Raw genomic sequence first — 23,662 nt, forward strand, 5'->3', positions numbered from 1 at the left:
AGCCCGGCATAAAGCCGGGCTCTGTATACGATACTGAAACCGTATTAGTCGATGATCTTAGATACAACACCTGCACCTACAGTACGACCACCTTCACGGATTGCGAAACGCAAACCTTCGTCCATTGCGATTGGAGCAATCAGCTCTACAACGAATTTCAGGTTGTCGCCTGGCATGACCATTTCTACGCCTTCCGGCAATTCTACTGCGCCTGTTACGTCAGTTGTACGGAAGTAGAACTGTGGACGATAGCCTTTGAAGAATGGCGTGTGACGGCCACCTTCGTCTTTGCTCAGTACGTAAACTTCCGCTTCGAACTTAGTATGCGGAGTGATTGTACCTGGCTTCGCCAATACCTGGCCACGCTCAACTTCGTCACGCTTAGTACCACGCAACAACGCGCCGATGTTCTCACCTGCACGACCTTCGTCAAGCAGCTTACGGAACATTTCAACACCTGTAACAGTGGTTTTTTGCGTTTCTTTCATACCAACGATTTCACACTCGTCGCCAGTGTTGACGATACCGCGCTCGACACGACCGGTAACAACTGTACCACGACCTGAAATCGAGAATACGTCTTCGATTGGCATGATGAATGGCTTATCGATGTCACGCTCTGGCTCTGGGATGTAGTTGTCAAGCGCGTCTGCTAGCTCAACAATTTTCTTCGCCCACTCTTCGTCGCCTTCCAGCGCTTTCAGTGCTGAGCCCTGGATTACTGGCAGGTCGTCGCCCGGGAAGTCATACTCTGACAACAACTCACGAACTTCCATTTCTACCAGCTCTAACAGCTCTTCATCGTCAACCATGTCACATTTGTTCATGAAGACAACGATGTAAGGAACGCCAACCTGACGTGACAACAAGATGTGCTCACGAGTCTGTGGCATTGGACCGTCAGTTGCCGCTACAACAAGGATTGCGCCGTCCATCTGTGCAGCACCGGTGATCATGTTTTTAACATAGTCAGCGTGCCCTGGGCAGTCTACGTGCGCGTAGTGGCGAGTTGGTGTGTCATATTCAACGTGTGACGTTGAAATAGTGATACCACGCTCTTTCTCTTCTGGCGCGTTATCGATGGCTGCGAAGTCTTTCGCCGCACCACCATAAACTTTTGCCAAAACAGTTGTGATAGCAGCAGTTAGTGTAGTTTTACCGTGGTCAACGTGACCAATGGTGCCGACGTTTACGTGCGGCTTCGAACGTTCAAATTTTTCTTTAGACATGATATATCCTCAAATTTAAGTTGAAAGCCCGGTCCTGTGTAAGACCGGACCAGACCTTACTTAATCTTTAGCGTTACGCTCAGCCATCACTTTTTCAGCGATGTTGTTTGGTGCTTCACCATACTTCAGGAATTCCATCGAGTAAGATGCACGACCCTGAGTTTGTGAACGCAAGTCAGTTGCGTAACCGAACATTTCAGACAGTGGAACAACCGCGTTGACAGCTTTCAAGCCACCAGGTGCTTCTTCCATACCTTCGATCAGACCACGGCGACGGTTTAAGTCACCAACAACGTCACCCATAGACTCTTCTGGAGTAATAACTTCCACTTTCATTAGTGGTTCCAAAAGAACTGGGTCCGCCTGCATTGCACCTTTTTTGAAGGCCATGCTACCAGCGATTTTAAACGCCATTTCTGACGAGTCAACGTCGTGGTAAGAGCCATCATACAAGGTTGCTTTAACACCCAATACTGGGTAGCCAGCTAATACACCTTGTTCCATCTGCTCTTGAATACCTTTATCAACAGCTGGGATGTACTCTTTCGGTACCACACCACCAACGATTTCGTTAACGAATTCATAAGTGATATCTTCACCGTCATCATCTTCTTCGATGGTCATCGGCTCAAGTTTCAGCCATACGTGACCGAACTGACCACGACCACCGGATTGACGTACGAATTTACCTTCGATTTCAACCGGCTTACGAATGGCTTCACGGTATGCAACCTGAGGCTGACCCACGTTACATTCAACTTTGAACTCACGCTTCATACGGTCAACGATGATATCCAAGTGAAGCTCGCCCATACCTGAGATGATGGTTTGGCCAGATTCTTCGTCCGTTTTAACACGGAACGACGGATCTTCTGCTGCCAACTTACCTAAAGCAATACCCATTTTTTCTTGGTCAGCTTTAGTTTTTGGTTCAACAGCAACCGAGATTACCGGCTCTGGGAATTCCATACGCTCAAGAATGATCTTGTTGTTTGGATCACACAGAGTGTCACCAGTAGTCACGTCTTTAAGACCGATAAGTGCAGCAATGTCACCCGCGCGAACTTCTTTAATTTCTTCACGGCTGTTTGAGTGCATCTGTACCATACGACCAACGCGTTCTTTCTTATTCTTAACAGGGTTGACGACACCGTCACCTTGATTAAGAACACCAGAGTAAACGCGGACGAAGGTTAACGTACCAACGAATGGGTCGGTTGCGATTTTAAATGCCAACGCTGAGAAAGGTTCATCATCAGATGATTTACGCACACCTTCTGATTCATCATCCAAAATACCAGTGATTGGCTTAACTTCCGTCGGAGACGGTAAGTACTCGATAACCGCATCCAGTACTGCTTGAACGCCTTTGTTTTTGAACGCTGAGCCAGCAGCTACCAAGCAGATTTCGTTCGCCAATGTACGCGCACGAAGACCTTCTTTGATTTCAGCTTCTGTTAACTCACCTTCTTCAAGGTATTTGTTCATCAGCTCTTCGTTAGCTTCGGCCGCAGCTTCAACCAACTCTGCGTGATATTCTTCACACTGGTCAACCATATCAGCAGGGATGTCTTCATAAGTGAAAGACGTACCCATGTCTTCTTCGTTCCAGTTGATGAACTTCATTTTGATCAAGTCAACAACACCACGGAAGTTGTCTTCCGCGCCTACTGGCAATTGCATTGGAACCGCAACGGCGTTCAGGCGTGTTTTCATCTGATCAACAACTGACAAGAAGTCGGCACCTGCACGGTCCATTTTGTTGACGAATACCATACGTGGTACTTCATATTTGTTCGCTTGGCGCCAAACAGTTTCTGTTTGAGGCTGAACACCTGAAGACGCACACAATACAACGACAGCACCGTCAAGAACACGCAGAGAACGTTCTACTTCGATTGTGAAGTCAACGTGTCCCGGAGTATCGATGATGTTGACACGATGCTCAGGGAACTGCTTGTCCATGCCCTGCCAGAAACAGGTCGTTGCTGCTGAGGTGATAGTAATACCACGCTCTTGTTCTTGCTCCATCCAGTCCATGGTGGCTGCACCATCGTGCACCTCACCAATTTTGTGAGACAAGCCAGTATAAAACAACACACGCTCTGTTGTGGTTGTCTTACCAGCGTCTACGTGAGCACAGATACCGATATTACGATAGCGCTCAATGGAAGTTTTACGAGCCACAATAAACTCCTTTCTAGGTTAACTGTGAATTTACCAGCGATAGTGAGCAAACGCTTTGTTTGCTTCAGCCATGCGGTGAACGTCTTCACGTTTCTTCACAGCTGACCCTTTGTTTTCTGATGCATCTAGCATTTCAGCTGCCAGACGCTGCGACATTGATTTTTCACCACGGGTGCGCGCTGCATCAACTAACCAGCGCATAGCCAGTGCGTTACGACGTACCGGACGAACTTCAACTGGAACTTGGTAGGTAGAACCACCAACGCGACGAGATTTAACCTCGACGGTAGGACGCACATTTTCTAGTGCATCATCAAAAACGTCCAGATGATCTTTACCTGACTTCTCTGCCAGGATGTCCAGTGCACCGTAGATAATCTTTTCAGCGACTGCTTTTTTGCCGTCAACCATGACGACATTGATAAATTTAGCCAACAACTCTGATCCGAACTTAGGATCCGGCAGGATTTTACGTTGACCTATGACGCGTCTTCTTGGCATCTCAATATTCTCCGATTAATTCAGGGTATTACCCAAAACTTATGAATTACAGTTTGGCCTTACTAACGGAGAACCGTTAAGACTTAGGCCGTTTCGCGCCGTACTTAGAACGGCCTTGTTTACGATCGTTAACACCTGAACAGTCAAGTGCGCCACGAACGGTGTGATAACGAACACCTGGTAAGTCTTTTACACGACCGCCACGGATCAGTACGACTGAGTGTTCTTGTAAATTATGTCCCTCACCGCCGATGTACGAAGATACTTCGTAACCGTTGGTTAAACGAACACGGCAAACTTTACGCATTGCAGAGTTCGGTTTTTTCGGGGTTGTGGTGTAAACACGGGTACATACTCCGCGTTTTTGAGGGCACGCTTCAAGAGCCGGAACGTTGCTCTTCACAACGGGCTTTTGACGGCCTTTACGCACCAGCTGATTAACTGTTGCCATTCATTACTCCTAGTTTAGTTGATGTCGCTTTTTAGCGCGCACAATGTGCGTGAAAAATCGCTTTTTCCCGACCATAAAAAGCCGGATCCCGAAAATCGGGAGCCGAAATTCTAATGGTCATATTTTCACCTGTCAAGGTTATAAAAAAGAAGCCAGCACTATAATCAGTACTGGCTTCTGTACAAATAGGCTAAAACCGTATTTGTTTATTCAGCAGAATCGTCTTTTGGCGACTCATTTCCTGCGTTAAGAGCGTCAGCTAACTGTTGTTCAGCTTGCTCTGCAGTCATTGTCGGAGCTTCTTCAATTTCCAACTCTTCCACACGGCGCTGCATGCGCTCCTTGTGGTACGAGTAACCGGTACCGGCAGGAATTAAGCGACCTACAATAACGTTTTCTTTCAAGCCACGCAGGCTGTCTTTGCGTCCACCAACGGCCGCTTCGGTCAGGACACGCGTTGTTTCCTGGAACGATGCCGCAGAAATGAACGACTCTGTCGACAGTGACGCTTTGGTAATACCCAAGAGCTGACGTTCGAAGGTTGCCGGCATTTTGCCTTCCGCTTCCGCTTTTGCGTTCGCAGCCAGGACTTCCGCCATTTCAACCATTTCGCCTTCCAGCAAGTTGGTATCGTTTGCGCGCAGAATTAACGCTTTACGCAGCATCTGACGAACAATCGTTTCAATGTGCTTATCGTTAATTTTAACGCCCTGTAAGCGATAAACTTCCTGAACTTCGTTCACGATGTAGTTCGCTACAGCGCTTACGCCACGCAGACGCAGGATATCGTGTGGTGCCTCTGGACCATCAGCAATAACCTCACCTTTCTCAACCTGTTCACCTTCGAACACGTTAAGCTGACGCCATTTCGGAATCATTTCTTCGTGCTGATCACCACCGTCGTTAGGTGTGATGATTAAGCGACGCTTACCTTTCGTTTCCTTACCGAACGAGACCGTACCCGTCTTCTCTGCAAGAATCGCAGGTTCTTTCGGGCGACGTGCTTCGAACAAGTCAGCAACACGCGGTAGACCACCGGTAATGTCTCGAGTTTTCGAGCCTTCCTGCGGAATACGGGCCAAGGTATCACCGACTTTTACTTCGGCGTTATCTTCAAGGTTAATGATTGCGTTACCTGGCAAGAAGTATTGCGCAGGAATATCGGTACCGGCGATGTTAACATCGTTACCTTTACCATCAACCAGCTTAACCATTGGACGCATATCTTTACCGGCGCTGGTACGCTGACCTGTTTCCAGCACAACGATGCTTGAAAGACCGGTTAGCTCGTCGGTTTGACGCGTCATAGTAACGCCATCAATTAGGTCGACGAACTTGATGCGACCTTCCACCTCGGTAATGATTGGGTGCGTATGCGGGTCCCAGTTAGCAACGGTTTCGCCGCCTTCAACTGCGTCGCCTTCACCTTTCTTCAAGACCGCACCGTAAGGCACTTTATAACGCTCACGCTCGCGACCGTATTCGTCGATAAGTGTCAACTCAGTCGAGCGAGAAGTAATTACGTGCTCTTTATCGCTGTTTACAACCCATTTAGCGTTGTGCAGCTTGATAGTACCTGAGTTTTTAACCTGTACGCTGTTCTCAGCCGTTGCACGCGACGCCGCACCACCAATGTGGAAGGTACGCATGGTCAGCTGTGTACCCGGCTCACCAATTGACTGTGCTGCGATAACACCAACCGCTTCACCTTGGTTAACCATATGGCCACGAGCCAAGTCACGACCGTAACAGTGCGCACAGACACCAAAGTCCGTGTCACAAGTAATAACCGAGCGGACTTTAACTTCATCGATAGAGTTTTCTTCGAGAATGTCGCAATTCTTCTCGTCAAGCAGCGTATTACGCGGTAACAGCACGTCTTCGCTACCTGGCTTAAGAACGTCGTCACAAAGGACACGGCCGAGCACGCGCTCACGCAACGGCTCTACAACATCACCACCTTCAATCAATGGTTTCATTGTCAGACCGTCGTGCGTACCACAGTCTTCTTCCATGATAACGACGTCTTGAGAAACGTCGACCAGACGACGAGTCAGGTAACCCGAGTTCGCTGTTTTCAATGCGGTATCGGCAAGACCTTTACGAGCACCGTGCGTCGAGATGAAGTACTGGAGTACGTTCAGACCTTCACGGAAGTTCGCAACGATAGGCGTTTCGATGATTGAGCCATCTGGCTTAGCCATCAGACCACGCATACCGGCCAACTGACGAATCTGCGCGGGGCTACCACGAGCACCTGAGTCCGCCATCATGAAGATAGAGTTAAACGATGCCTGCTCTTCTTCTTTACCGTCTTTATTGGTGACAACTTCTTTCGACAAGTTATCCATCATCGCTTTCGAGACTTTCTCGTTAGCCGTGGACCAAATATCGATAACTTTGTTGTATTTCTCACCAGCGGTTACCAAGCCAGACTCAAACTGCTCCTGAATTTCAGCAACTTCTTCTTCTGCCGCTGCAACAATTTCTTTCTTCGCTTCAGGAATAACCATATCGTTGATACCAACCGATGCACCTGAAACCATCGCATAATGGAAACCGGTGTACATGATTTGGTCAGCAAAAATAACCGTGTCTTTCAGACCCAGGTTACGATACGCCTGGTTCAGCATACGGGCGATTGGCTTTTTACCCATAGCCTGATCGATAAGCTCAAACGGCAAGCCTTCTGGCATAATGAGCGACAACAATGCACGACCTACGGTGGTATCACGCACGGCTGTTTTCGTCGTACGGTTACCGTCTTCATCAGCGGTTGTGTCCGTAATACGCACTTTTACGCGTGAATGCAGCTCTACATCACCATTACGGTAAGCTTTTTCAGCTTCAGACGGGCTTTTGAAGATCATGCCTTCGCCTTTACCGTTGATCTTCTCTTTGGTCATGTAATAAAGACCCAGTACAACGTCCTGAGAAGGCACGATGATTGGATCACCACTTGCTGGTGAAAGCACGTTGTTGGTGGACATCATCAACGCACGCGCTTCTAGCTGAGCTTCCAACGTCAGCGGCAAGTGAACCGCCATTTGGTCACCGTCAAAGTCGGCGTTATATGCCGCACAGACCAATGGGTGTAACTGAATCGCTTTACCTTCAATCAGTACCGGTTCGAACGCCTGAATACCTAAACGGTGAAGTGTTGGCGCACGGTTAAGCAATACCGGGTGCTCTTTAATCACTTCATCCAGAACGTCCCAAACTTCTGCGGTTTCGCGCTCAACCATTTTCTTAGCTGCTTTAATGGTTGTTGCTAAGCCCCGGCGCTCCAATTTGCCGTAGATAAACGGCTTGAACAGCTCCAGAGCCATCTTTTTAGGAAGACCACACTGGTGTAAGCGGAGCTTAGGACCAACGGTAATAACCGAACGACCTGAGTAGTCAACGCGCTTACCAAGAAGGTTCTGACGGAAACGACCTTGTTTACCTTTGATCATATCAGCCAAAGACTTCAGAGGACGTTTGTTGGAACCAGTAATAGCACGACCACGACGACCGTTATCTAATAAGGCATCAACCGCCTCCTGCAGCATACGTTTTTCGTTGCGTACAATAATATCCGGAGCAGCCAAGTCTAATAGGCGCTTCAAACGGTTATTACGGTTAATAACGCGGCGATACAAGTCGTTCAAATCAGACGTAGCAAAACGACCACCATCCAATGGTACCAACGGACGTAAGTCTGGTGGTAGAACAGGCAGTACTTTCAGAATCATCCATTCTGGCTTGTTGCCAGACATTTGGAAGGCTTCTAACAGTTTTAAACGTTTGCTGATTTTCTTACGCTTAGTTTCAGAGTTAGTTTCTGGTAACTCTTCGCGCAAGGTTTGAATTTCAGCGTCAATGTCGACAGCTCGCAGTAAATCAAGTACCGCTTCGGCACCCATTTTCGCATCGAACTCGTCGCCGTGCTCTTCCAATGCGTCCAGGTATTCTTCTTCAGTAAGAATCTGACCTTGTTCTAAAGACGTTAAACCGCCCTCTGTAACAACGTAAGATTCAAAGTAAAGCACCCGTTCAATATCACGCAAGGTCATATCCAGCATTAGGCCAATACGAGATGGCAGTGATTTCAAGAACCAGATATGTGCCACTGGGCTTGCTAGCTCAATGTGACCCATACGCTCACGACGCACTTTGGTTAAGGTGACTTCAACGCCACACTTCTCACAAATAACACCGCGGTGTTTCAAACGCTTGTACTTACCACACAAACATTCGTAGTCTTTTACTGGACCAAAAATACGCGCACAGAATAACCCGTCACGCTCTGGTTTGAACGTACGATAGTTAATAGTTTCTGGCTTTTTGACTTCACCATACGACCAACTACGGATCATATCTGGCGAAGACAAAGCAATACGAATTCCGTCAAATTCGTCTGCTTGATTCGTCGGCTTTAAAAGCTTCAACAAGTCTTTCACGATTTATCTCCTGTCGGAGTTCAACCTATGGGGAGTGAACATCACTCCCCCAGTAATTCCAGCAACAGACGCTTAGTTCTGTTCCAGCTCGATATTGATGCCCAGAGAGCGAATTTCTTTCAACAATACGTTGAACGACTCTGGCATACCCGCTTCCATTTGCAGGTTGTTGTCGACGATGTTTTTGTACATCTTCGTACGACCGTTTACGTCATCCGATTTAACCGTCAACATTTCCTGCAAGGTGTATGCAGCACCATATGCTTCTAATGCCCAGACTTCCATTTCACCGAAGCGCTGACCACCAAACTGTGCTTTACCACCTAATGGCTGCTGAGTTACCAAGCTATAAGAGCCGGTAGAACGAGCGTGCATCTTGTCATCGACCAAGTGGTTCAATTTCAGCATGTACATGTAACCGACGGTTACATCACGCTCAAACTTCTCACCCGTACGGCCGTCAAACAGTGGTATCTGACCTGACTCAGGTAAATCCGCCAGTTTCAGAAGTTCTTTAATTTCTTCTTCAACCGCACCGTCGAATACTGGTGTCGCCGTCGGCAGACCAGCTTTCAGGTTTCCTGCTAAGCGCATCACTTCGTCATCAGAGAACTCACTGATGTCTACTTTCTGACGGCACTCACCCAAGTCATAAACTTGCTGTAAGAAGTCACGCAGATCTTTCATTGCGCGCTGCTGCTTCAGCATCTTGTCTATCTTGCTACCAATTCCGCGAGCCGCCATACCCAAGTGTGTTTCCAACACCTGACCGATGTTCATCCGCGACGGTACACCTAGCGGGTTCAATACGATATCGACCGGGTTACCTTCATCATCGTGAGGCATATCCTCAACAGGGATGATAGTAGAGATAACACCTTTGTTACCGTGACGACCTGCTAACTTGTCACCCGGCTGAATACTGCGCTTAACTGCCAAGTAAACTTTTACAATCTTCAGTACGCCAGGCGCTAAGTCATCACCTTGAGTGATTTTACGGCGCTTGTTTTCGTACTTCGTATCGAAATCGTCGCTGATTTGCTGGTATTGCTCTGCAATCTGCTCTAACTGTGCTTGCGCATCTTCAGAACCTAAGTCCTGTGTTAGCCAGTTTTTACGATCAATACTCGCAAGTTTCGCTTCGTCGAAGCCGTTCGCTAGCAACAAGTTGCGTGCACGGTTATAAATACCTTCTTCAAGAATCTTAAATTCTTCGGTCAGGTCTTTCTTAACCTTCGCCAGTTGCATCTCTTCGATAGCAACTGCGCGTTTATCTTTTTCAACGCCATCACGAGTAAAGACTTGTACGTCAATAACGGTACCGTTGACACCGTTAGGAACGCGTAACGAACTGTCTTTAACGTCCGACGCTTTCTCACCAAAGATTGCTCTCAAAAGCTTCTCTTCCGGCGTCAGCTGCGTTTCGCCTTTTGGCGTGACTTTGCCAACGAGGATGTCGCCGCCTTTAACTTCGGCACCAACATAGACAACACCAGCTTCATCAAGCTTACCAAGCGCTGATTCACCGACGTTTGGAATATCTGAAGTGATTTCTTCAGCACCCAATTTGGTATCACGGGCAACACAGTTCAGCTCTTGAATGTGGATAGTGGTTAAACGATCTTCTTGCGCTACGCGCTCAGAAATAAGGATTGAATCCTCAAAATTGTAACCATTCCACGGCATGAACGCGACACGTAGGTTTTGACCCAGTGCCAATTCACCTAAGTCTGTCGATGGACCATCTGCCAATACGTCGCCACGCGTTACCGGCTCACCAGGATTAACCGTTGGTTTTTGGTTAATGCACGTGTTTTGGTTAGAGCGTGTGTACTTAGTTAAGTTGTAAATGTCGATGCCCGCTTCGCCCGGTACCATCTCTTCTTCATTTACCTTAACAACGATACGGCTTGCATCGACATAGTCGACGACACCACCACGTTTCGCGACAACGGTAACGCCCGAGTCAACTGCGATAGTGCGTTCGATACCAGTACCGACTAACGGCTTGTCAGCACGTAACGTTGGTACTGCCTGACGTTGCATGTTTGAGCCCATCAATGCACGGTTCGCATCATCGTGTTCAAGGAATGGGATCATGCTTGCTGCGATTGACACGATTTGCTGAGGAGCAACGTCCATATACTGAACTTGCTCTTTACTCATCAATGTAAATTCGTTTTTATGTCGGCAAGGCACTAAGTCTTCGGTTAACTCACCTTTGTCGTTAAGCGCTACGTTCGCCTGAGCGATAACATAGTTGCCTTCTTCAATCGCTGACAAGTAGTCAACTTCGTCGGTGACTACACCGTCTTCAATACGACGGTAAGGTGTTTCCAGGAAACCGTACTCGTTCGTTCTGGAGAAACTCGACAGTGAGTTAATCAGACCGATGTTCGGACCTTCCGGGGTTTCGATTGGACACAAACGACCGTAGTGAGTCGGGTGTACGTCTCGAACTTCAAAACCTGCTCGCTCACGTGTCAAACCACCCGGACCTAACGCAGAAATACGACGTTTGTGCGTCACTTCTGACAGTGGGTTGTTTTGATCCATGAACTGCGATAATTGACTTGAACCGAAGAACTCTTTCACCGCGGCACTAATAGGCTTCGCATTGATAAGGTCCTGTGGCATGGTGTTGTCCAGGTCGCCTAGCGACAAACGCTCTTTAACAGCGCGTTCAACACGAACAAGGCCAACACGGAATTGGTTTTCTGCCATCTCACCTACAGAACGGATTCGACGGTTACCCAAGTGGTCAATATCATCAACTTCATCAAGACCATTTCGGATCTCGATAAGCTTTTTCATAACATCGATAATGTCTTCTTTAGACAGCGTATTATCTCCACTTAGGTCATCACGACCTAAACGGCGATTAAACTTCATGCGACCAACAGTTGACAAGTCATAGCGCTCGTCACTAAAGAATAGGTTATCGAATAACGCTTCGGCTGCTTCACGCGTCGGTGGTTCACCCGGACGCATCATACGATAGATTTCAACCAACGCTTCCAAACGGTTAGTGGTTGAATCCACGCGCAGCGTTTCGCTCATGTATGGACCGTGGTCCAAGTCATTCACGAATAACGTTTCAATTTTCTTAATTCCGGCTTCGCTTAATTCCGCAATTAACTCAAGCGTTAATACGTCGTTTGCATGGCCGACGACTTCGCCTGTTTTCTTATCGGCGTAGTCTTTTGCTAATACTTTCCCGACCATGTATTCAGTCGGCACGTCCATTTCTTTAATGTCGAGTTTTTCCAACTGACGAATATGACGTGCGGTAATACGACGGCCTTTTTCAACCAATACTTCGCCATCGGTACCTTTAATGTCGAACTTCGCCGTTTCACCACGAAGACGCTCAGGCACCAACTCCATCTTGACTTTGGTTTTCAAGATTTCAAAGTAGGTTGTTTCGAAGAACATATCGAGAATTTCTTCAGTGCTGTATTCAAGCGCACGAAGAATAATAGACGCCGGTAACTTACGGCGACGGTCGATACGAACAAACACGTTGTCTTTAGGATCAAACTCAAAGTCTAACCACGAGCCACGGTATGGGATAACTCGTGCGTTATACAGAACTTTACCTGACGAGTGCGATTTACCTTTATCATGGTCAAAGAAGACACCCGGAGAGCGGTGAAGCTGGGAAACGATCACTCGTTCTGTACCATTGATAACGAAAGTTCCGTTTTCTGTCATTAACGGAATTTCGCCCATGTACACTTCTTGCTCTTTAATGTCTTTAACCGTTCCGGCTGCTGCTTCTTTATCAAACAGGACCAGACGCAGTTTCACACGCAGAGGTGCTGAGTAGGTAATACCACGAATTTGACATTCTTCAACGTCAAATGCCGGCTCACCCATGTGATAACTGACGTACTGCAGTTCCGCATTACCTGAGTAGCTGGCAATAGGAAAAACCGAACGAAAAGCCGCTTCCAAGCCGTTATTGGCGTCTGGATCGACTTCAATAAATTTCTTAAATGAATCAAGCTGCATAGACAGCAAATAAGGCACTTCTAAGACCTGCGGTCGTTTACCAAAGTCCTTACGAATACGTTTTTTCTCAGAGTAGGAGTACGCCATGGGGTTCCTCAGCTAGCTGATTGATGACCCTAACCAACGAGTGGTTCGATGGTTAAGACAGATGAATCTTTTATCTGTCGATCCCGTGTTGTTTTTGCAAAACTTGTATCCCAACCTCGGGCAAAAATGATACAAGCAATACAGCGCAAAAAGGCTGGTGGTTATTTAACCACCAGCCCAAGGCTCTAAAGAGCCATATTTTGTACAAAAGTCGACTTACTTAACTTCAACTTCCGCACCAGCTTCTTCAAGCTGCTTTTTCAGCTCTTCAGCTTCGTCTTTGCTAACACCTTCTTTGACTGCAACTGGTGCAGACTCAACCATAGCTTTAGCTTCTTTCAAGCCAAGGCCGGTTGCGCCGCGAACAGCTTTGATAGCAGCAACTTTGTTGCTACCAGCGCCTTTCAGCATTACGTCAAATTCAGTTTTCTCTTCAGCTGCTGCTTCGCCGCCTGCTGCTGGACCAGCTGCTACTGCAACTGCTGCAGATGCGTCAACGCCGAATTTTTCTTCAGCTGCTTCGATCAGTTCAACCAGTTCCATTACTGGCATTTCAGCGATCGCGTTTAAGATATCGTCTTTAGTCAGAGCCATTACTCTAAACTCCTGGGTTGATAATTACAAAAAATGGTTAAAAAACCAACGTATTATTTAGCGTCTTTAATTGCTGCCAACGTTCTAACGAACTTGCTAGGTACTTCGTTAACTGTTTTAACGAACTTGCTAACAGGTTCTTTGAAGGTGGCGAGCAATTTAGCCAATGCTTCGTCACGAGTCGGAAGTGAAGCAACCGCGTCCAATTTTTCAGGACCCATGATGCCATTACCGATTGACAGAGCCATTACCTGAAGGTTCTTGTTTTCTTTGCCAAAGTCTTTGAACAAGCGAGCTGATGCGCCCGGTGCGTCCATAGAAAAGCCATAAACAAGAGGTCCTTTAAGTACATCACTCATGTCGTCGAACTGAGTACCTTCAAAAGCCCGTTTTGCAAGAGTATTTCGAACAACTTTCAGAAATACGCCTTGCTCACGTGCTTTTTTACGAAGCTCAGTCATATCGGCAACTTCGATGCCTCGATATTCAGCAACGGTGACGGCTAGCGCATTCGAAGCAACGTCGTTAACTTCCTTAACGATGGCTTTCTTTCCGGCTAAACCAATTGCCACTGATATCACCTCGTTTTCAATTTGGAGCCGAAGCTCCGCGTTACAATTAGGTGGAGTTACCTCCACCGCGTTGTCACGGTGATTCTCTACCCAGAGAGCCTGAGTCGGATATCACCATCTGCGTAGGAAATTAAGTGCCGCTATTCGATACTACTGAAATTCTCGCGGTACACCTACGGTCTTGGACGGGAGCCTTGCTTGTCGCTTTTTGAGCATTACAAACGGCAGCTCCAACCCATAAACCTTAATTAACCAGCGCTGACTGTACCCTGGTCAATACTCACACCAGCGCCCATCGTTGTAGACAAGCTGATGCGCTTAAAGTAAACACCCTTTGCAGAAGAAGGCTTAGCTTTCTTAAGCGCTCCTAATAATGCATCAAGGTTTTCTTTCAATTTCGCGTCATCGAAATCGACACGGCCGATTGTTGCGTGAACAATACCGTTTTTGTCGTTGCGATAACGAACCTGACCCGCTTTAGCATTTTTAACGGCTGTTGCAACGTCAGGAGTTACTGTACCTGTTTTCGGGTTAGGCATCAGACCACGTGGGCCTAAGATTTGACCTAATTGACCAACAACACGCATTGCGTCAGGTGATGCTACGACAACGTCGAAGTTCATCTCACCTTTCTTAACTTGCTCAGCTAAATCTTCCATACCAACAATGTCAGCACCTGCTTCTTTCGCTTTGTCTGCATTGTCGCCAGAAGTAAATACCGCAACGCGAACGTCACGACCAGTACCGTTTGGCAATACTGTCGCGCCACGAACGTTTTGGTCAGATTTACGAGCATCGATGCCAAGGTTTACGGCAACATCAACGCTTTCAGTGAATTTTGCTGTTGCTAATTCTTTCAACAGTGCAATTGCTTCATTCACGTCGTAATCGCGGGCTTCAACTTTCTCTGCGATCATGCGAGCGCGTTTTGTTAATTTAGCCATCGATTAGCCCTCCACGTTCAAGCCCATCGCACGAGCAGAGCCGGCGATAGTGCGTACAGCTGCGTCCATGTCGGCAGCAGTCAGATCGGGTTCTTTAGTTTTCGCAATTTCTTCCAATTGCGCGCGAGTTACCGTACCAACTTTCTTGGTATTAGGCTCGCCAGAACCGCTCTTGATACCCGCTGCTTTCTTAAGCAAGAAAGACGCAGGAGGCGTTTTCGTAATGAACGTGAATGAACGATCTTCAAATACTGTAATTTCAACAGGAACAGGCGCGCCTTTTTCCAGGCTGTCTGTTTGCGCGTTGAATGCTTTACAGAATTCCATGATGTTTACACCGTGCTGACCCAAGGCTGGACCAACTGGCGGCGACGGGTTAGCTGAACCAGCAGCTACCTGCAATTTGATAATGGCTGATACTTTCTTCGCCATGATTATTACCTCTGTTGTGGGTTTAACGCCTCGTAACTTTTCAGAGCGAAGTTACTCAATCGGCTTCCCGTTAAAAAAGGACGCGAATTATAAGTTAATTCGCGTCGTTGATCAATGCTAGATTGATGATTTTTTGATCACGACTTCTCGATTTGACCAAACTCTAAATCGACAGGTGTGGCGCGACCGAAAATTGAAACAGAGACGGTCACACGACTTTTCTCGTAATCAACCTCTTCCACTGTACCGTTAAAGTCAGCAAACGGACCATCGGTAACACGAACCACTTCGCCCGGCTCGAACAACGTCTTGGGCTTCGGCTTGTCTGCTGAGTCTTGTAAACGATCAAGAATAGCGTCTGCTTCTTTCTTAGAAATTGGTGTAGGGCGGTCGCTTGTACCACCGATAAAGCCAAGTACACGCGGAACGCTCTTAATTAAGTGCCATGAATCTTCGTCCATGACCATTTCAACCAAGACATAACCTGGAAAAAATTTACGTTCACTTTTACGACGCACGCCGCCACGCATTTCAACGACCTCTTCCTTCGGCACTAAGATTTCGCCGAATTTGTCTTCCATATTATGCAGCTTGATATGTTCTTTCAGAGATTCCGCAACACGAGCTTCGTAACCAGAAAAAGCCTGTACGACGTACCAACGTTTCTTATCGCTCATAGTTTAAATCTCCAGTCCGGTTAAGAAGCCTACGACACGCACAAGTATTCCATCTAAACCCCAGAGGATTAAAGCAACAATAACGGTCGCTACAACAACAATGAGTGTGGTCTGGGTTGCTTCCTGACGCGAAGGCCAAACGACTTTGCGAACCTCAGTACGACTTTCTTTAGCGAAAGACAAAAACTTTCTACCTTTAATCGTTGTGGAGGCAAAAAAACCTGCCAATGCCACCAATACGACAACACCGATAGCGCGGTAAAGTACTGAGATTTCTTCTGCGTAGTAATGATTTCCGCCGATAGCTACAACTAGCAAGGCGATTGTGATGATCCATTTCAAGCTGTTTAATGAACTGCTCTGCGTCTCGTTATTTGCGCTCATTCTTTAATCCTAATTGCGACCGGTCTTCGCTTTTAACTTAAAATCTGGCAGGGGCGGAGGGATTCGAACCCCCAACCGTCGGTTTTGGAGACCGCTGTTCTGCCAATTGGAACTACGCCCCTAAATAATGTCCTTCACGCTTATCTTACTTGGTGTAGGATTGGACGCGGTATTATACCTAAGACAGCGCTTCGCGCAAGCCATAAAAAAGCCCGGCATAAAGCCGGGCTCTGTATACGATACTGAAACCGTATTAGTCGATGATCTTAGATACAACACCTGCACCTACAGTACGACCACCTTCACGGATTGCAAAACGCAAACCTTCATCCATTGCGATTGGAGCAATCAGCTCTACAACGAACTTCAGGTTGTCGCCTGGCATAACCATTTCTACGCCTTCCGGCAATTCTACTGCGCCCGTTACGTCAGTTGTACGGAAGTAGAACTGTGGACGATAGCCTTTGAAGAATGGCGTGTGACGGCCACCTTCGTCTTTGCTCAGTACGTAAACTTCCGCTTCGAACTTAGTATGCGGAGTGATTGTACCTGGCTTCGCCAATACCTGGCCACGCTCAACTTCGTCACGCTTAGTACCACGCAACAACGCGCCGATGTTCTCACCTGCACGACCTTCGTCAAGCAGCTTACGGAACATTTCAACACCTGTAACAGTGGTTTTTTGCGTTTCTTTCATACCAACGATTTCACACTCGTCGCCAGTGTTGACGATACCGCGCTCGACACGACCGGTAACAACTGTACCACGACCTGAAATCGAGAATACGTCTTCGATTGGCATGATGAATGGCTTATCGATGTCACGCTCTGGCTCTGGGATGTAGTTGTCAAGCGCGTCTGCTAGCTCAACAATTTTCTTCGCCCACTCTTCGTCGCCTTCCAGCGCTTTCAGTGCTGAGCCCTGGATTACTGGCAGGTCGTCGCCCGGGAAGTCATACTCTGACAACAACTCACGAACTTCCATTTCTACCAGCTCTAACAGCTCTTCATCGTCAACCATGTCACATTTGTTCATGAAGACAACGATGTAAGGAACGCCAACCTGACGTGACAACAAGATGTGCTCACGAGTCTGTGGCATTGGACCGTCAGTTGCCGCTACAACAAGGATTGCGCCGTCCATCTGTGCAGCACCGGTGATCATGTTTTTAACATAGTCAGCGTGCCCTGGGCAGTCTACGTGCGCGTAGTGGCGAGTTGGTGTGTCATATTCAACGTGTGACGTTGAAATAGTGATACCACGCTCTTTCTCTTCTGGCGCGTTATCGATGGCTGCGAAGTCTTTCGCCGCACCACCATAAACTTTTGCCAAAACAGTTGTGATAGCAGCAGTTAGTGTAGTTTTACCGTGGTCAACGTGACCAATGGTGCCGACGTTTACGTGCGGCTTCGAACGTTCAAATTTTTCTTTAGACATTGCAGCCTCTCTAACAAAATTCTTTTGGTGTTTTACCTAAACTTACGTTTGCCTACCAAGGTTTCGTTAGAATGGCCTGTATAAGGAATGGTGCTGATAGGCGGATTTGAACCGCCGACCTCACCCTTACCAAGGGTGCGCTCTACCAACTGAGCTATATCAGCACGACTTGAATTTGGAGCGGGTGGCGGGAATCGAACCCGCGTCATCAGCTTGGAAGGCTGAGGTAATAGCCACTATACGACACCCGCAAATTCACAATATTGTGAGGCCACCTCAAAACCAAGGAAATTGCGTGGTGGAGGGGGCAGGATTCGAACCTGCGAAGGCGGAGCCGTCAGATTTACAGTCTGATCCCTTTGGCCACTCGGGAACCCCTCCCGCATTTTGCAATTTGAATTGGTGCCGGCAGAGAGAGTCGAACTCCCGACCTACTGATTACAAGTCAGTTGCTCTACCAGCTGAGCTATGCCGGCACCCCGGTTAGGTGGAGCGCATTCTATGGTACTAAATTTGATAGTGCAATAGCTTTGCGCAAAAAATTTATAAAAACACGATCAAGTGGTCAGTTTTTAACTCCTTCGAGCAAAAACTGACCGAGAAATTAGATTATTCGAATGGATGACGCAATACAATCGTTTCGTTACGATCCGGGCCTGTTGAGATGATATCAACTGGCACGCCAGTTAACGCTTCTATTCTTGATATATACGCTAACGCTTGTGGCGGTAACTGGTTATGCTCAGTCAAGCCAACGGTGCTTTCCTGCCACCCTTCTAACGTCTCATAGACCGGCTCTACGACATCATAGTCTTCTGCGGCCATTGGTGGATATTCACTGATTGTTCCATCAGCCAGCTTATAACCGGTGCAGATTTTCAATTCGTCTAAACCATCCAGCACATCCAGTTTGGTTAAACAAAAGCCACTGACTGAGTTAATTTGTACCGCACGTCGCATAGCCACAGCATCTAACCAGCCTGTTCGACGTTTACGCCCCGTTGTTGCCCCAAACTCATGGCCTTTAACACCTAAGTGCTGACCAACATCGCAGTCGAGTTCAGTTGGAAACGGACCACTGCCAACTCGAGTCGTGTAAGCTTTTACGATACCTAATACATATTCAATATAACGCGGACCAAAGCCCGCTCCCGTTGCAACACCGCCAGCGGTTGTGTTGGATGACGTCACATAAGGGTAAGTACCGTGATCGATATCAAGCAATGTCCCTTGAGCACCTTCGAACATGACTTTATCGCCATTCTTACGAGCCTGATCCAACATTGCCGGTACATCAGCAACCATTGGTTTCAGTAATTTCGCAAACTCTTTGCACTGCTTTAATACTGCATCATAGTCGATAGCATCGGTCTTATAGTACTCAGTCAACGCAAAGTTATGGTAATCCACCAACTCTTTTAGCTTACCTTCAAACCGCTCGGCGTTGAATAAGTCACCGACTCGTAAGCCCCGACGCGCCACTTTGTCTTCATACGCAGGACCAATTCCGCGGCCAGTGGTGCCGATAGCTTCTTTACCACGAGCTTTTTCGCGAGCCTGATCAAGGGCGATATGGAACGGCAGAATCAAAGGGCAAGCTTCGCTCACTCGCAAACGCTCTTTAACAGGAACGTCACGCGCTTCGAGCATATCAATTTCTTCAATCAGTGCTTCTGGTGATAGAACAACACCATTACCAATAACGCACTGAACATTTGAACGAAGAATTCCTGAAGGAATAAGGTGTAAAACCGTTTTCTCGCCGTCAATGACTAATGTATGACCTGCGTTATGACCGCCTTGATAACGAACGACTAAGCTCGCCTTGTCGGTCAACAGATCGACGATTTTACCTTTACCTTCATCACCCCATTGGGTGCCTAAAATAACAACGTTCTGACTCATGATTGCCCCGCGTAAAAAAAAAGCGTGGCGATCTTACCTTGTATCGGGGAGTTTGTACATGAAGGAAAAGTGCCCAATGGAGTCATTGGGCACTGGTTGGACTTTTACTCTTGCTTTTCGCCCATCATATTTTGCAGATAGCGGAAGAAGTCACTGTTTGCATCGAGTACGAGCATGTCGTTACCTTTACCAAACGAGTTGGTGTAGGCTTCCATACTGCGAATGAATGCAAAGAATTCAGCGTCTTTTTCGTATGCTTCGGCATAAATACGAGCGGCCTCTGCATCACCTTCACCACGCAATTCGCGTGATTGGCGTTTAGCGTCTGCAAGCATAACGGTCACACGTGCATCAACGTCAGCCCGGATAAACTCAGCTTGCTCTTTACCTTCTGAACGGTGCTCAGTCGCAACCGCCTGACGTTCAGCGCGCATGCGTTGATAAATAGACTGGCTCACCTCATCAGGCAGGTTAATTTGCATGACACGAACGTCTAGCACTTCAATACCTAAGTCTGAGGCACTTTTCGCACCTTGCAGCAATGCTTCGCGCATAAGTTCGTCTCGCTCACCAGACACAATATCTGAAATTGTGCGGTTACCGAACTCACTACGCAAACCACTGTTGATTCGACGGGTAAGTAGTGCTTCAGCTTGTAGAATATTACCGCCATTTGTACTCAGGTAGAACGTCGAGAAATCGTTAATACGCCACATGACATAAGTATCAACAATTAAGTCCTTTTTCTCACTGGTGACAAAGCGGTCTGGGTCCCCGTCCAGAGTTTGTAGACGCGCATCCAGTTTCTTAACTTGCTCGATAAAGGGTATTTTAAAGTGTAAGCCTGGCTCAAATACCATCGCTTCACCCGTTTGGGCGTCACGTTCAACTTTACCGAATTGAATCAAAATGGCTCGCTCGCCCTCTTTCACCACGTAAATGGAGGACAAACCCAGTGCGACCAGGACCACAACGATTATTGCGATTAGGTTTTTCATTAGTTTCGACCTCCGCTACGGTTGCTGTTGCGAGTATTTTGCGGTTCAGAGTTAAAGGACGTTCCCGCGCCTTGCTCTGGAACTCGCGGAGGCGAGAAGGTTTCTGTATTTCTGCCTTGGCGCTCTAACAACTTCTCAAGTGGCAGGTACATCATGTTGTTGCCACCTTCCACGTCAACCAAGACTTTTGGTGTCTTCGCATAAAGATCCTGAAGCGTGTCTAAATAAATACGTTCACGAGTCACTTCCGGAGCACGTTCATACTGAGGTAGTAACTCGTTAAAACGAGCGACCTCACCCTGCGCTTCCAGTATAATTTGTTCACGATACGCCTGCGCTTCTTGCAGCATACGGCGGACTTGACCACGCGCTAACGGTTCAACTTCACGTGCATACGCTTCAGCTTCTCGGATATAGCGTTCTTCATCCTCTTGTGCAGCGATAGCGTCATCAAAAGCATCTTTAACTGCTTCCGGTGGACGTGCTGGCAACAAGTTAAGGTCGACAATTTGCAAGCCAATAGAATATGGATTCATTGTCGACTCAAGCATATCTAAAGTGTCTGCACGAACTTGCTCACGACCACGCGTCAATACTTCATCCATTGTCGTGTGACCAACGACGTAACGTAACGCACTGTCAGTCGCTCGCGACAATACACCGTCTGCGTCCTGAACATTGAACAAGTATGCACGGGGATCGACAACACGGTACTGGACATCAAGCTCGACACGAACCACGTTCTCATCCTGAGTCAGCATGTAACCTTCAGTTTTGTCCGAACGCACATTGTTAACGTCGACATGCTCAACGGTATCGACAAAAACAGGACGCCAATGCAGACCTGACTCAACCATTGTGTGGAACTGACCAAATCGAAGCACAACGCCGCGATCAGCTTCTTTTACGGTGTAAAAGCCTGCAATGAACCAAACAATAATGGCGATAATAGCAATGATGCCAATACCCTTACTTGGAATGCCTGAGCTGCCGCCAGAGCCTCCACCTTTATTGCCGCCAAAGCCAAACTTTGCAAAGAGTTTACGGACCGCTTCATCCAGATCAGGTGGTCCCTGATCTTTGCCGCCCTGATTTTTCCATGGGTCACGGTCGTTGTTGTTACCGCCGTTCCCCGGTTGATTCCAAGCCATGGACTGCTCCAATTTATGGTTTAACTTATATTAATTATGCTTTTGGACAATTAATTCATCCAAGTTTTTATCAAATCGTTTTTTAAGGCGCTGCCAGTCTACCGATGATAAACGTACATGCAACGCCAGTTGCCCATTTTCGTCAACATCTTCAGAGGTAACACTGTTTAGTTCGTACAATGTACCACGTAATTTGCCCATGGACGGCGGTATTTTTATGGTCGCGTCCATCATTTGAGGCCCCAACAACTGGGTTAATGCCTCTAAAATCAATTCGACGCCAATGCCCTCCTGAGCTGAGACCCAAACCCGTACAGGCTTATCATCTTCATAATCAATACGTGGCTTCGCCCCATCTACTTGATCTATTTTATTACAAATAATCAGCTGTGGCACATCTCCGGCGTCAATTTCGTCGAGAACTTCGGTTACCTGATCAATGTTGCTTTGCTGCTGTTCATCAGCAACGTCCACCACATGTAACAGCAAATCAGCTTCTTGCGTTTCTTGCAGCGTCGCCTTAAAAGCAGCGACCAAGTCATGCGGTAAATGTCGAATAAAACCGACCGTATCCGCCAGAATCAAGTCGCCAACATCTTCAATAGTAAGCTTACGAAGAGTGGGGTCCAACGTCGCAAACAATTGGTCAGCGGCATAAACACCGGCTTCTGTTAACTGGTTAAACAGAGTTGATTTACCCGCGTTAGTATAGCCAACCAGTGACACTGTCGGAATTTCCGCTTTTTGCCTCGCGCGGCGCCCTTGCTCGCGTTGCTTCTGAACTTTTTCCAGACGACGCAAAATATTCTTAATGCGTCCGCGGATTAAGCGTCGGTCAGTTTCTAACTGCGTTTCGCCGGGGCCACGCAAGCCGATACCGCCTTTTTGTCTCTCCAGGTGGGTCCAACCTCGAACCAAGCGTGTTGAAATATGCCGCAACTGCGCCAGCTCAACCTGAAGTTTACCTTCATGAGTACGTGCACGCTGGGCAAATATATCGAGAATAAGCCCCGTTCTGTCCAGAACCCGGCACTTACAAATTGCTTCGAGGTTACGCTCTTGCGTTGGAGACAACGCATGGTTAAAGATGACAATGTTGGCATCGAGCGCTTTCACCTGCTCAGCTATTTCTTCCGCTTTACCACTACCAACAAAGTATTTCGGCGTTGGCGAACCGCGGCTTGTTGTAATGACACCGCGCGTCTCAACACCAGAAGAGTTTGCTAAAAGTTTAAGTTCAGAGAGATCTTCTCGGTTTACTTCAGTGGGAAAGTCCACATGAACCAAAATTGCGTAGTCGCCACCTTCATACCTATCGAACAAGTTGTATCAGACCTCTCTTTTCTTAAAGTTAATCGTCGAACTCAGCCACGCCTTCAGCTGCTTGCTGAGGTAAGTAATTCTGAGGAATTCTGGCCGGGACGACAGTCGAAATAGCGTGTTTATAAACCATTTGGCTAACGGTGTTTTTTAGCAATACGACAAATTGATCAAATGATTCAATTTGACCCTGCAGCTTAATACCATTCACCAAATAAATGGATACCGGAATGCGCTCACGGCGCAATGCATTTAAAAACGGGTCTTGTAGAGTTTGCCCCTTGGCCATCTTGGATTCCTTTTTTATCGTTATTAATTATCCAATGCGAAACACAA

At 47.4% G+C, this 23,662-nt stretch carries 18 protein-coding genes and 5 tRNA genes; all 23 read right to left on the reverse strand.

What is annotated here, in order from left to right; all coding sequences use genetic code 11:
• Nucleotides 1-44: 44 nt before the first annotated feature.
• The 23 genes from tuf (CEW91_RS10905) to hfq all read right to left on the reverse strand — a co-directional run bounded on the left by tuf (CEW91_RS10905) (nucleotide 45) and on the right by hfq (nucleotide 23,615).
• Entirely contained in the window at nucleotides 45-1,229 is a 1,185-nt protein-coding gene (gene tuf, locus CEW91_RS10905; RefSeq protein WP_088769004.1) for an elongation factor Tu, read from the reverse strand.
• Between the two features lie 60 nt (nucleotides 1,230-1,289).
• Nucleotides 1,290-3,416, reverse strand: coding sequence for an elongation factor G (fusA, locus tag CEW91_RS10910; RefSeq protein ID WP_088769006.1), 2,127 nt, complete (start codon nucleotides 3,414-3,416; stop codon nucleotides 1,290-1,292).
• Nucleotides 3,417-3,446: 30 nt separating this feature from the next.
• Nucleotides 3,447-3,917 (reverse strand): 30S ribosomal protein S7, encoded by a 471-nt coding sequence (gene rpsG, locus CEW91_RS10915; protein ID WP_088769007.1) that lies wholly within the window; start codon nucleotides 3,915-3,917, stop codon nucleotides 3,447-3,449.
• 76 nt (nucleotides 3,918-3,993) lie between these two features.
• Complete coding sequence (gene rpsL / locus CEW91_RS10920; RefSeq protein ID WP_006956845.1) at nucleotides 3,994-4,368, reverse strand: 30S ribosomal protein S12; 375 nt, start codon at nucleotides 4,366-4,368, stop codon at nucleotides 3,994-3,996.
• A 206-nt stretch (nucleotides 4,369-4,574) separates the two neighbouring features.
• A complete protein-coding gene (gene rpoC / locus CEW91_RS10925; RefSeq protein ID WP_088769009.1) occupies nucleotides 4,575-8,810 on the reverse strand; it encodes a DNA-directed RNA polymerase subunit beta' in 4,236 nt (1,411 codons plus the stop codon).
• Between the two features lie 72 nt (nucleotides 8,811-8,882).
• Nucleotides 8,883-12,911 (reverse strand): DNA-directed RNA polymerase subunit beta, encoded by a 4,029-nt coding sequence (gene rpoB, locus CEW91_RS10930; protein ID WP_088769011.1) that lies wholly within the window; start codon nucleotides 12,909-12,911, stop codon nucleotides 8,883-8,885.
• Between the two features lie 216 nt (nucleotides 12,912-13,127).
• A complete protein-coding gene (rplL, locus tag CEW91_RS10935) occupies nucleotides 13,128-13,505 on the reverse strand; it encodes a 50S ribosomal protein L7/L12 (RefSeq protein ID WP_053953118.1) in 378 nt (125 codons plus the stop codon).
• Between the two features lie 53 nt (nucleotides 13,506-13,558).
• Complete coding sequence (gene rplJ / locus CEW91_RS10940; RefSeq protein WP_088769013.1) at nucleotides 13,559-14,077, reverse strand: 50S ribosomal protein L10; 519 nt, start codon at nucleotides 14,075-14,077, stop codon at nucleotides 13,559-13,561.
• Nucleotides 14,078-14,325: 248 nt separating this feature from the next.
• On the reverse strand, nucleotides 14,326-15,021 hold the full coding sequence (rplA, locus tag CEW91_RS10945; RefSeq protein ID WP_053953120.1) for a 50S ribosomal protein L1: 696 nt from the start codon (nucleotides 15,019-15,021) through the stop codon (nucleotides 14,326-14,328).
• A gap of 3 nt (nucleotides 15,022-15,024) precedes the next feature.
• Nucleotides 15,025-15,453: a 50S ribosomal protein L11 gene (gene rplK / locus CEW91_RS10950; RefSeq protein ID WP_011233603.1), complete on the reverse strand. Its 429-nt coding sequence runs from the start codon at nucleotides 15,451-15,453 to the stop codon at nucleotides 15,025-15,027.
• A 137-nt stretch (nucleotides 15,454-15,590) separates the two neighbouring features.
• Entirely contained in the window at nucleotides 15,591-16,130 is a 540-nt protein-coding gene (gene nusG / locus CEW91_RS10955) for a transcription termination/antitermination protein NusG (protein WP_088769014.1), read from the reverse strand.
• Between the two features lie 3 nt (nucleotides 16,131-16,133).
• Complete coding sequence (gene secE / locus CEW91_RS10960; RefSeq protein ID WP_088769016.1) at nucleotides 16,134-16,514, reverse strand: preprotein translocase subunit SecE; 381 nt, start codon at nucleotides 16,512-16,514, stop codon at nucleotides 16,134-16,136.
• Nucleotides 16,515-16,559: 45 nt separating this feature from the next.
• Nucleotides 16,560-16,636, reverse strand: a tRNA-Trp gene (locus CEW91_RS10965).
• A 131-nt stretch (nucleotides 16,637-16,767) separates the two neighbouring features.
• The gene (gene tuf, locus CEW91_RS10970) at nucleotides 16,768-17,952 is read right to left on the reverse strand and encodes an elongation factor Tu (RefSeq protein WP_088769004.1); all 1,185 of its coding nucleotides are present in this window, start codon (nucleotides 17,950-17,952) and stop codon (nucleotides 16,768-16,770) included.
• Nucleotides 17,953-18,040: 88 nt separating this feature from the next.
• A tRNA-Thr gene (locus tag CEW91_RS10975) sits at nucleotides 18,041-18,116 on the reverse strand.
• Between the two features lie 12 nt (nucleotides 18,117-18,128).
• Nucleotides 18,129-18,203, reverse strand: a tRNA-Gly gene (locus CEW91_RS10980).
• 45 nt (nucleotides 18,204-18,248) lie between these two features.
• Nucleotides 18,249-18,333 (reverse strand) — tRNA-Tyr (locus tag CEW91_RS10985).
• Nucleotides 18,334-18,352: 19 nt separating this feature from the next.
• Nucleotides 18,353-18,428: transfer RNA gene (locus CEW91_RS10990), tRNA-Thr, on the reverse strand.
• Between the two features lie 133 nt (nucleotides 18,429-18,561).
• Entirely contained in the window at nucleotides 18,562-19,857 is a 1,296-nt protein-coding gene (locus CEW91_RS10995; protein ID WP_088769017.1) for an adenylosuccinate synthase, read from the reverse strand.
• A gap of 104 nt (nucleotides 19,858-19,961) precedes the next feature.
• Nucleotides 19,962-20,855 carry a protease modulator HflC gene (gene hflC / locus CEW91_RS11000; RefSeq protein WP_088769019.1) on the reverse strand — a complete coding sequence of 298 codons (894 nt, stop codon included), beginning with the start codon at nucleotides 20,853-20,855 and terminating at the stop codon, nucleotides 19,962-19,964.
• Nucleotides 20,855-22,006: an FtsH protease activity modulator HflK gene (hflK, locus tag CEW91_RS11005; protein WP_088769021.1), complete on the reverse strand. Its 1,152-nt coding sequence runs from the start codon at nucleotides 22,004-22,006 to the stop codon at nucleotides 20,855-20,857. Before hflK ends, hflC begins: the two co-directional genes overlap by 1 nt.
• A 30-nt stretch (nucleotides 22,007-22,036) precedes the next feature.
• On the reverse strand, nucleotides 22,037-23,329 hold the full coding sequence (hflX, locus tag CEW91_RS11010) for a ribosome rescue GTPase HflX (protein ID WP_088769023.1): 1,293 nt from the start codon (nucleotides 23,327-23,329) through the stop codon (nucleotides 22,037-22,039).
• Between the two features lie 28 nt (nucleotides 23,330-23,357).
• On the reverse strand, nucleotides 23,358-23,615 hold the full coding sequence (hfq, locus tag CEW91_RS11015) for an RNA chaperone Hfq (RefSeq protein WP_053953128.1): 258 nt from the start codon (nucleotides 23,613-23,615) through the stop codon (nucleotides 23,358-23,360).
• Nucleotides 23,616-23,662 lie beyond the last annotated feature (47 nt).

It is taken from the genome of Idiomarina piscisalsi, from assembly GCF_002211765.1.
In the GTDB taxonomy this organism is placed as follows: domain Bacteria; phylum Pseudomonadota; class Gammaproteobacteria; order Enterobacterales; family Alteromonadaceae; genus Idiomarina; species Idiomarina piscisalsi_A.

Coding starts and splice junctions, on each gene's coding strand:
- tuf (WP_088769004.1), bottom strand. CDS start 1,229: ATGTCTAAAGAAAAATTTGAACGTTCGAAGCCGCACGTAAACGTCGGC.
- rpsG (WP_088769007.1), bottom strand. CDS start 3,917: ATGCCAAGAAGACGCGTCATAGGTCAACGTAAAATCCTGCCGGATCCT.
- rpsL (WP_006956845.1), bottom strand. CDS start 4,368: ATGGCAACAGTTAATCAGCTGGTGCGTAAAGGCCGTCAAAAGCCCGTT.
- rpoB (WP_088769011.1), bottom strand. CDS start 12,911: ATGGCGTACTCCTACTCTGAGAAAAAACGTATTCGTAAGGACTTTGGT.
- rplL (WP_053953118.1), bottom strand. CDS start 13,505: ATGGCTCTGACTAAAGACGATATCTTAAACGCGATCGCTGAAATGCCA.
- rplA (WP_053953120.1), bottom strand. CDS start 15,021: ATGGCTAAATTAACAAAACGCGCTCGCATGATCGCAGAGAAAGTTGAA.
- rplK (WP_011233603.1), bottom strand. CDS start 15,453: ATGGCGAAGAAAGTATCAGCCATTATCAAATTGCAGGTAGCTGCTGGT.
- nusG (WP_088769014.1), bottom strand. CDS start 16,130: ATGAGCGATAAGAAACGTTGGTACGTCGTACAGGCTTTTTCTGGTTAC.
- secE (WP_088769016.1), bottom strand. CDS start 16,514: ATGAGCGCAAATAACGAGACGCAGAGCAGTTCATTAAACAGCTTGAAA.
- tuf (WP_088769004.1), bottom strand. CDS start 17,952: ATGTCTAAAGAAAAATTTGAACGTTCGAAGCCGCACGTAAACGTCGGC.
- CEW91_RS10995 (WP_088769017.1), bottom strand. CDS start 19,857: ATGAGTCAGAACGTTGTTATTTTAGGCACCCAATGGGGTGATGAAGGT.
- hflC (WP_088769019.1), bottom strand. CDS start 20,855: ATGAAAAACCTAATCGCAATAATCGTTGTGGTCCTGGTCGCACTGGGT.
- hflK (WP_088769021.1), bottom strand. CDS start 22,006: ATGGCTTGGAATCAACCGGGGAACGGCGGTAACAACAACGACCGTGAC.
- hfq (WP_053953128.1), bottom strand. CDS start 23,615: ATGGCCAAGGGGCAAACTCTACAAGACCCGTTTTTAAATGCATTGCGC.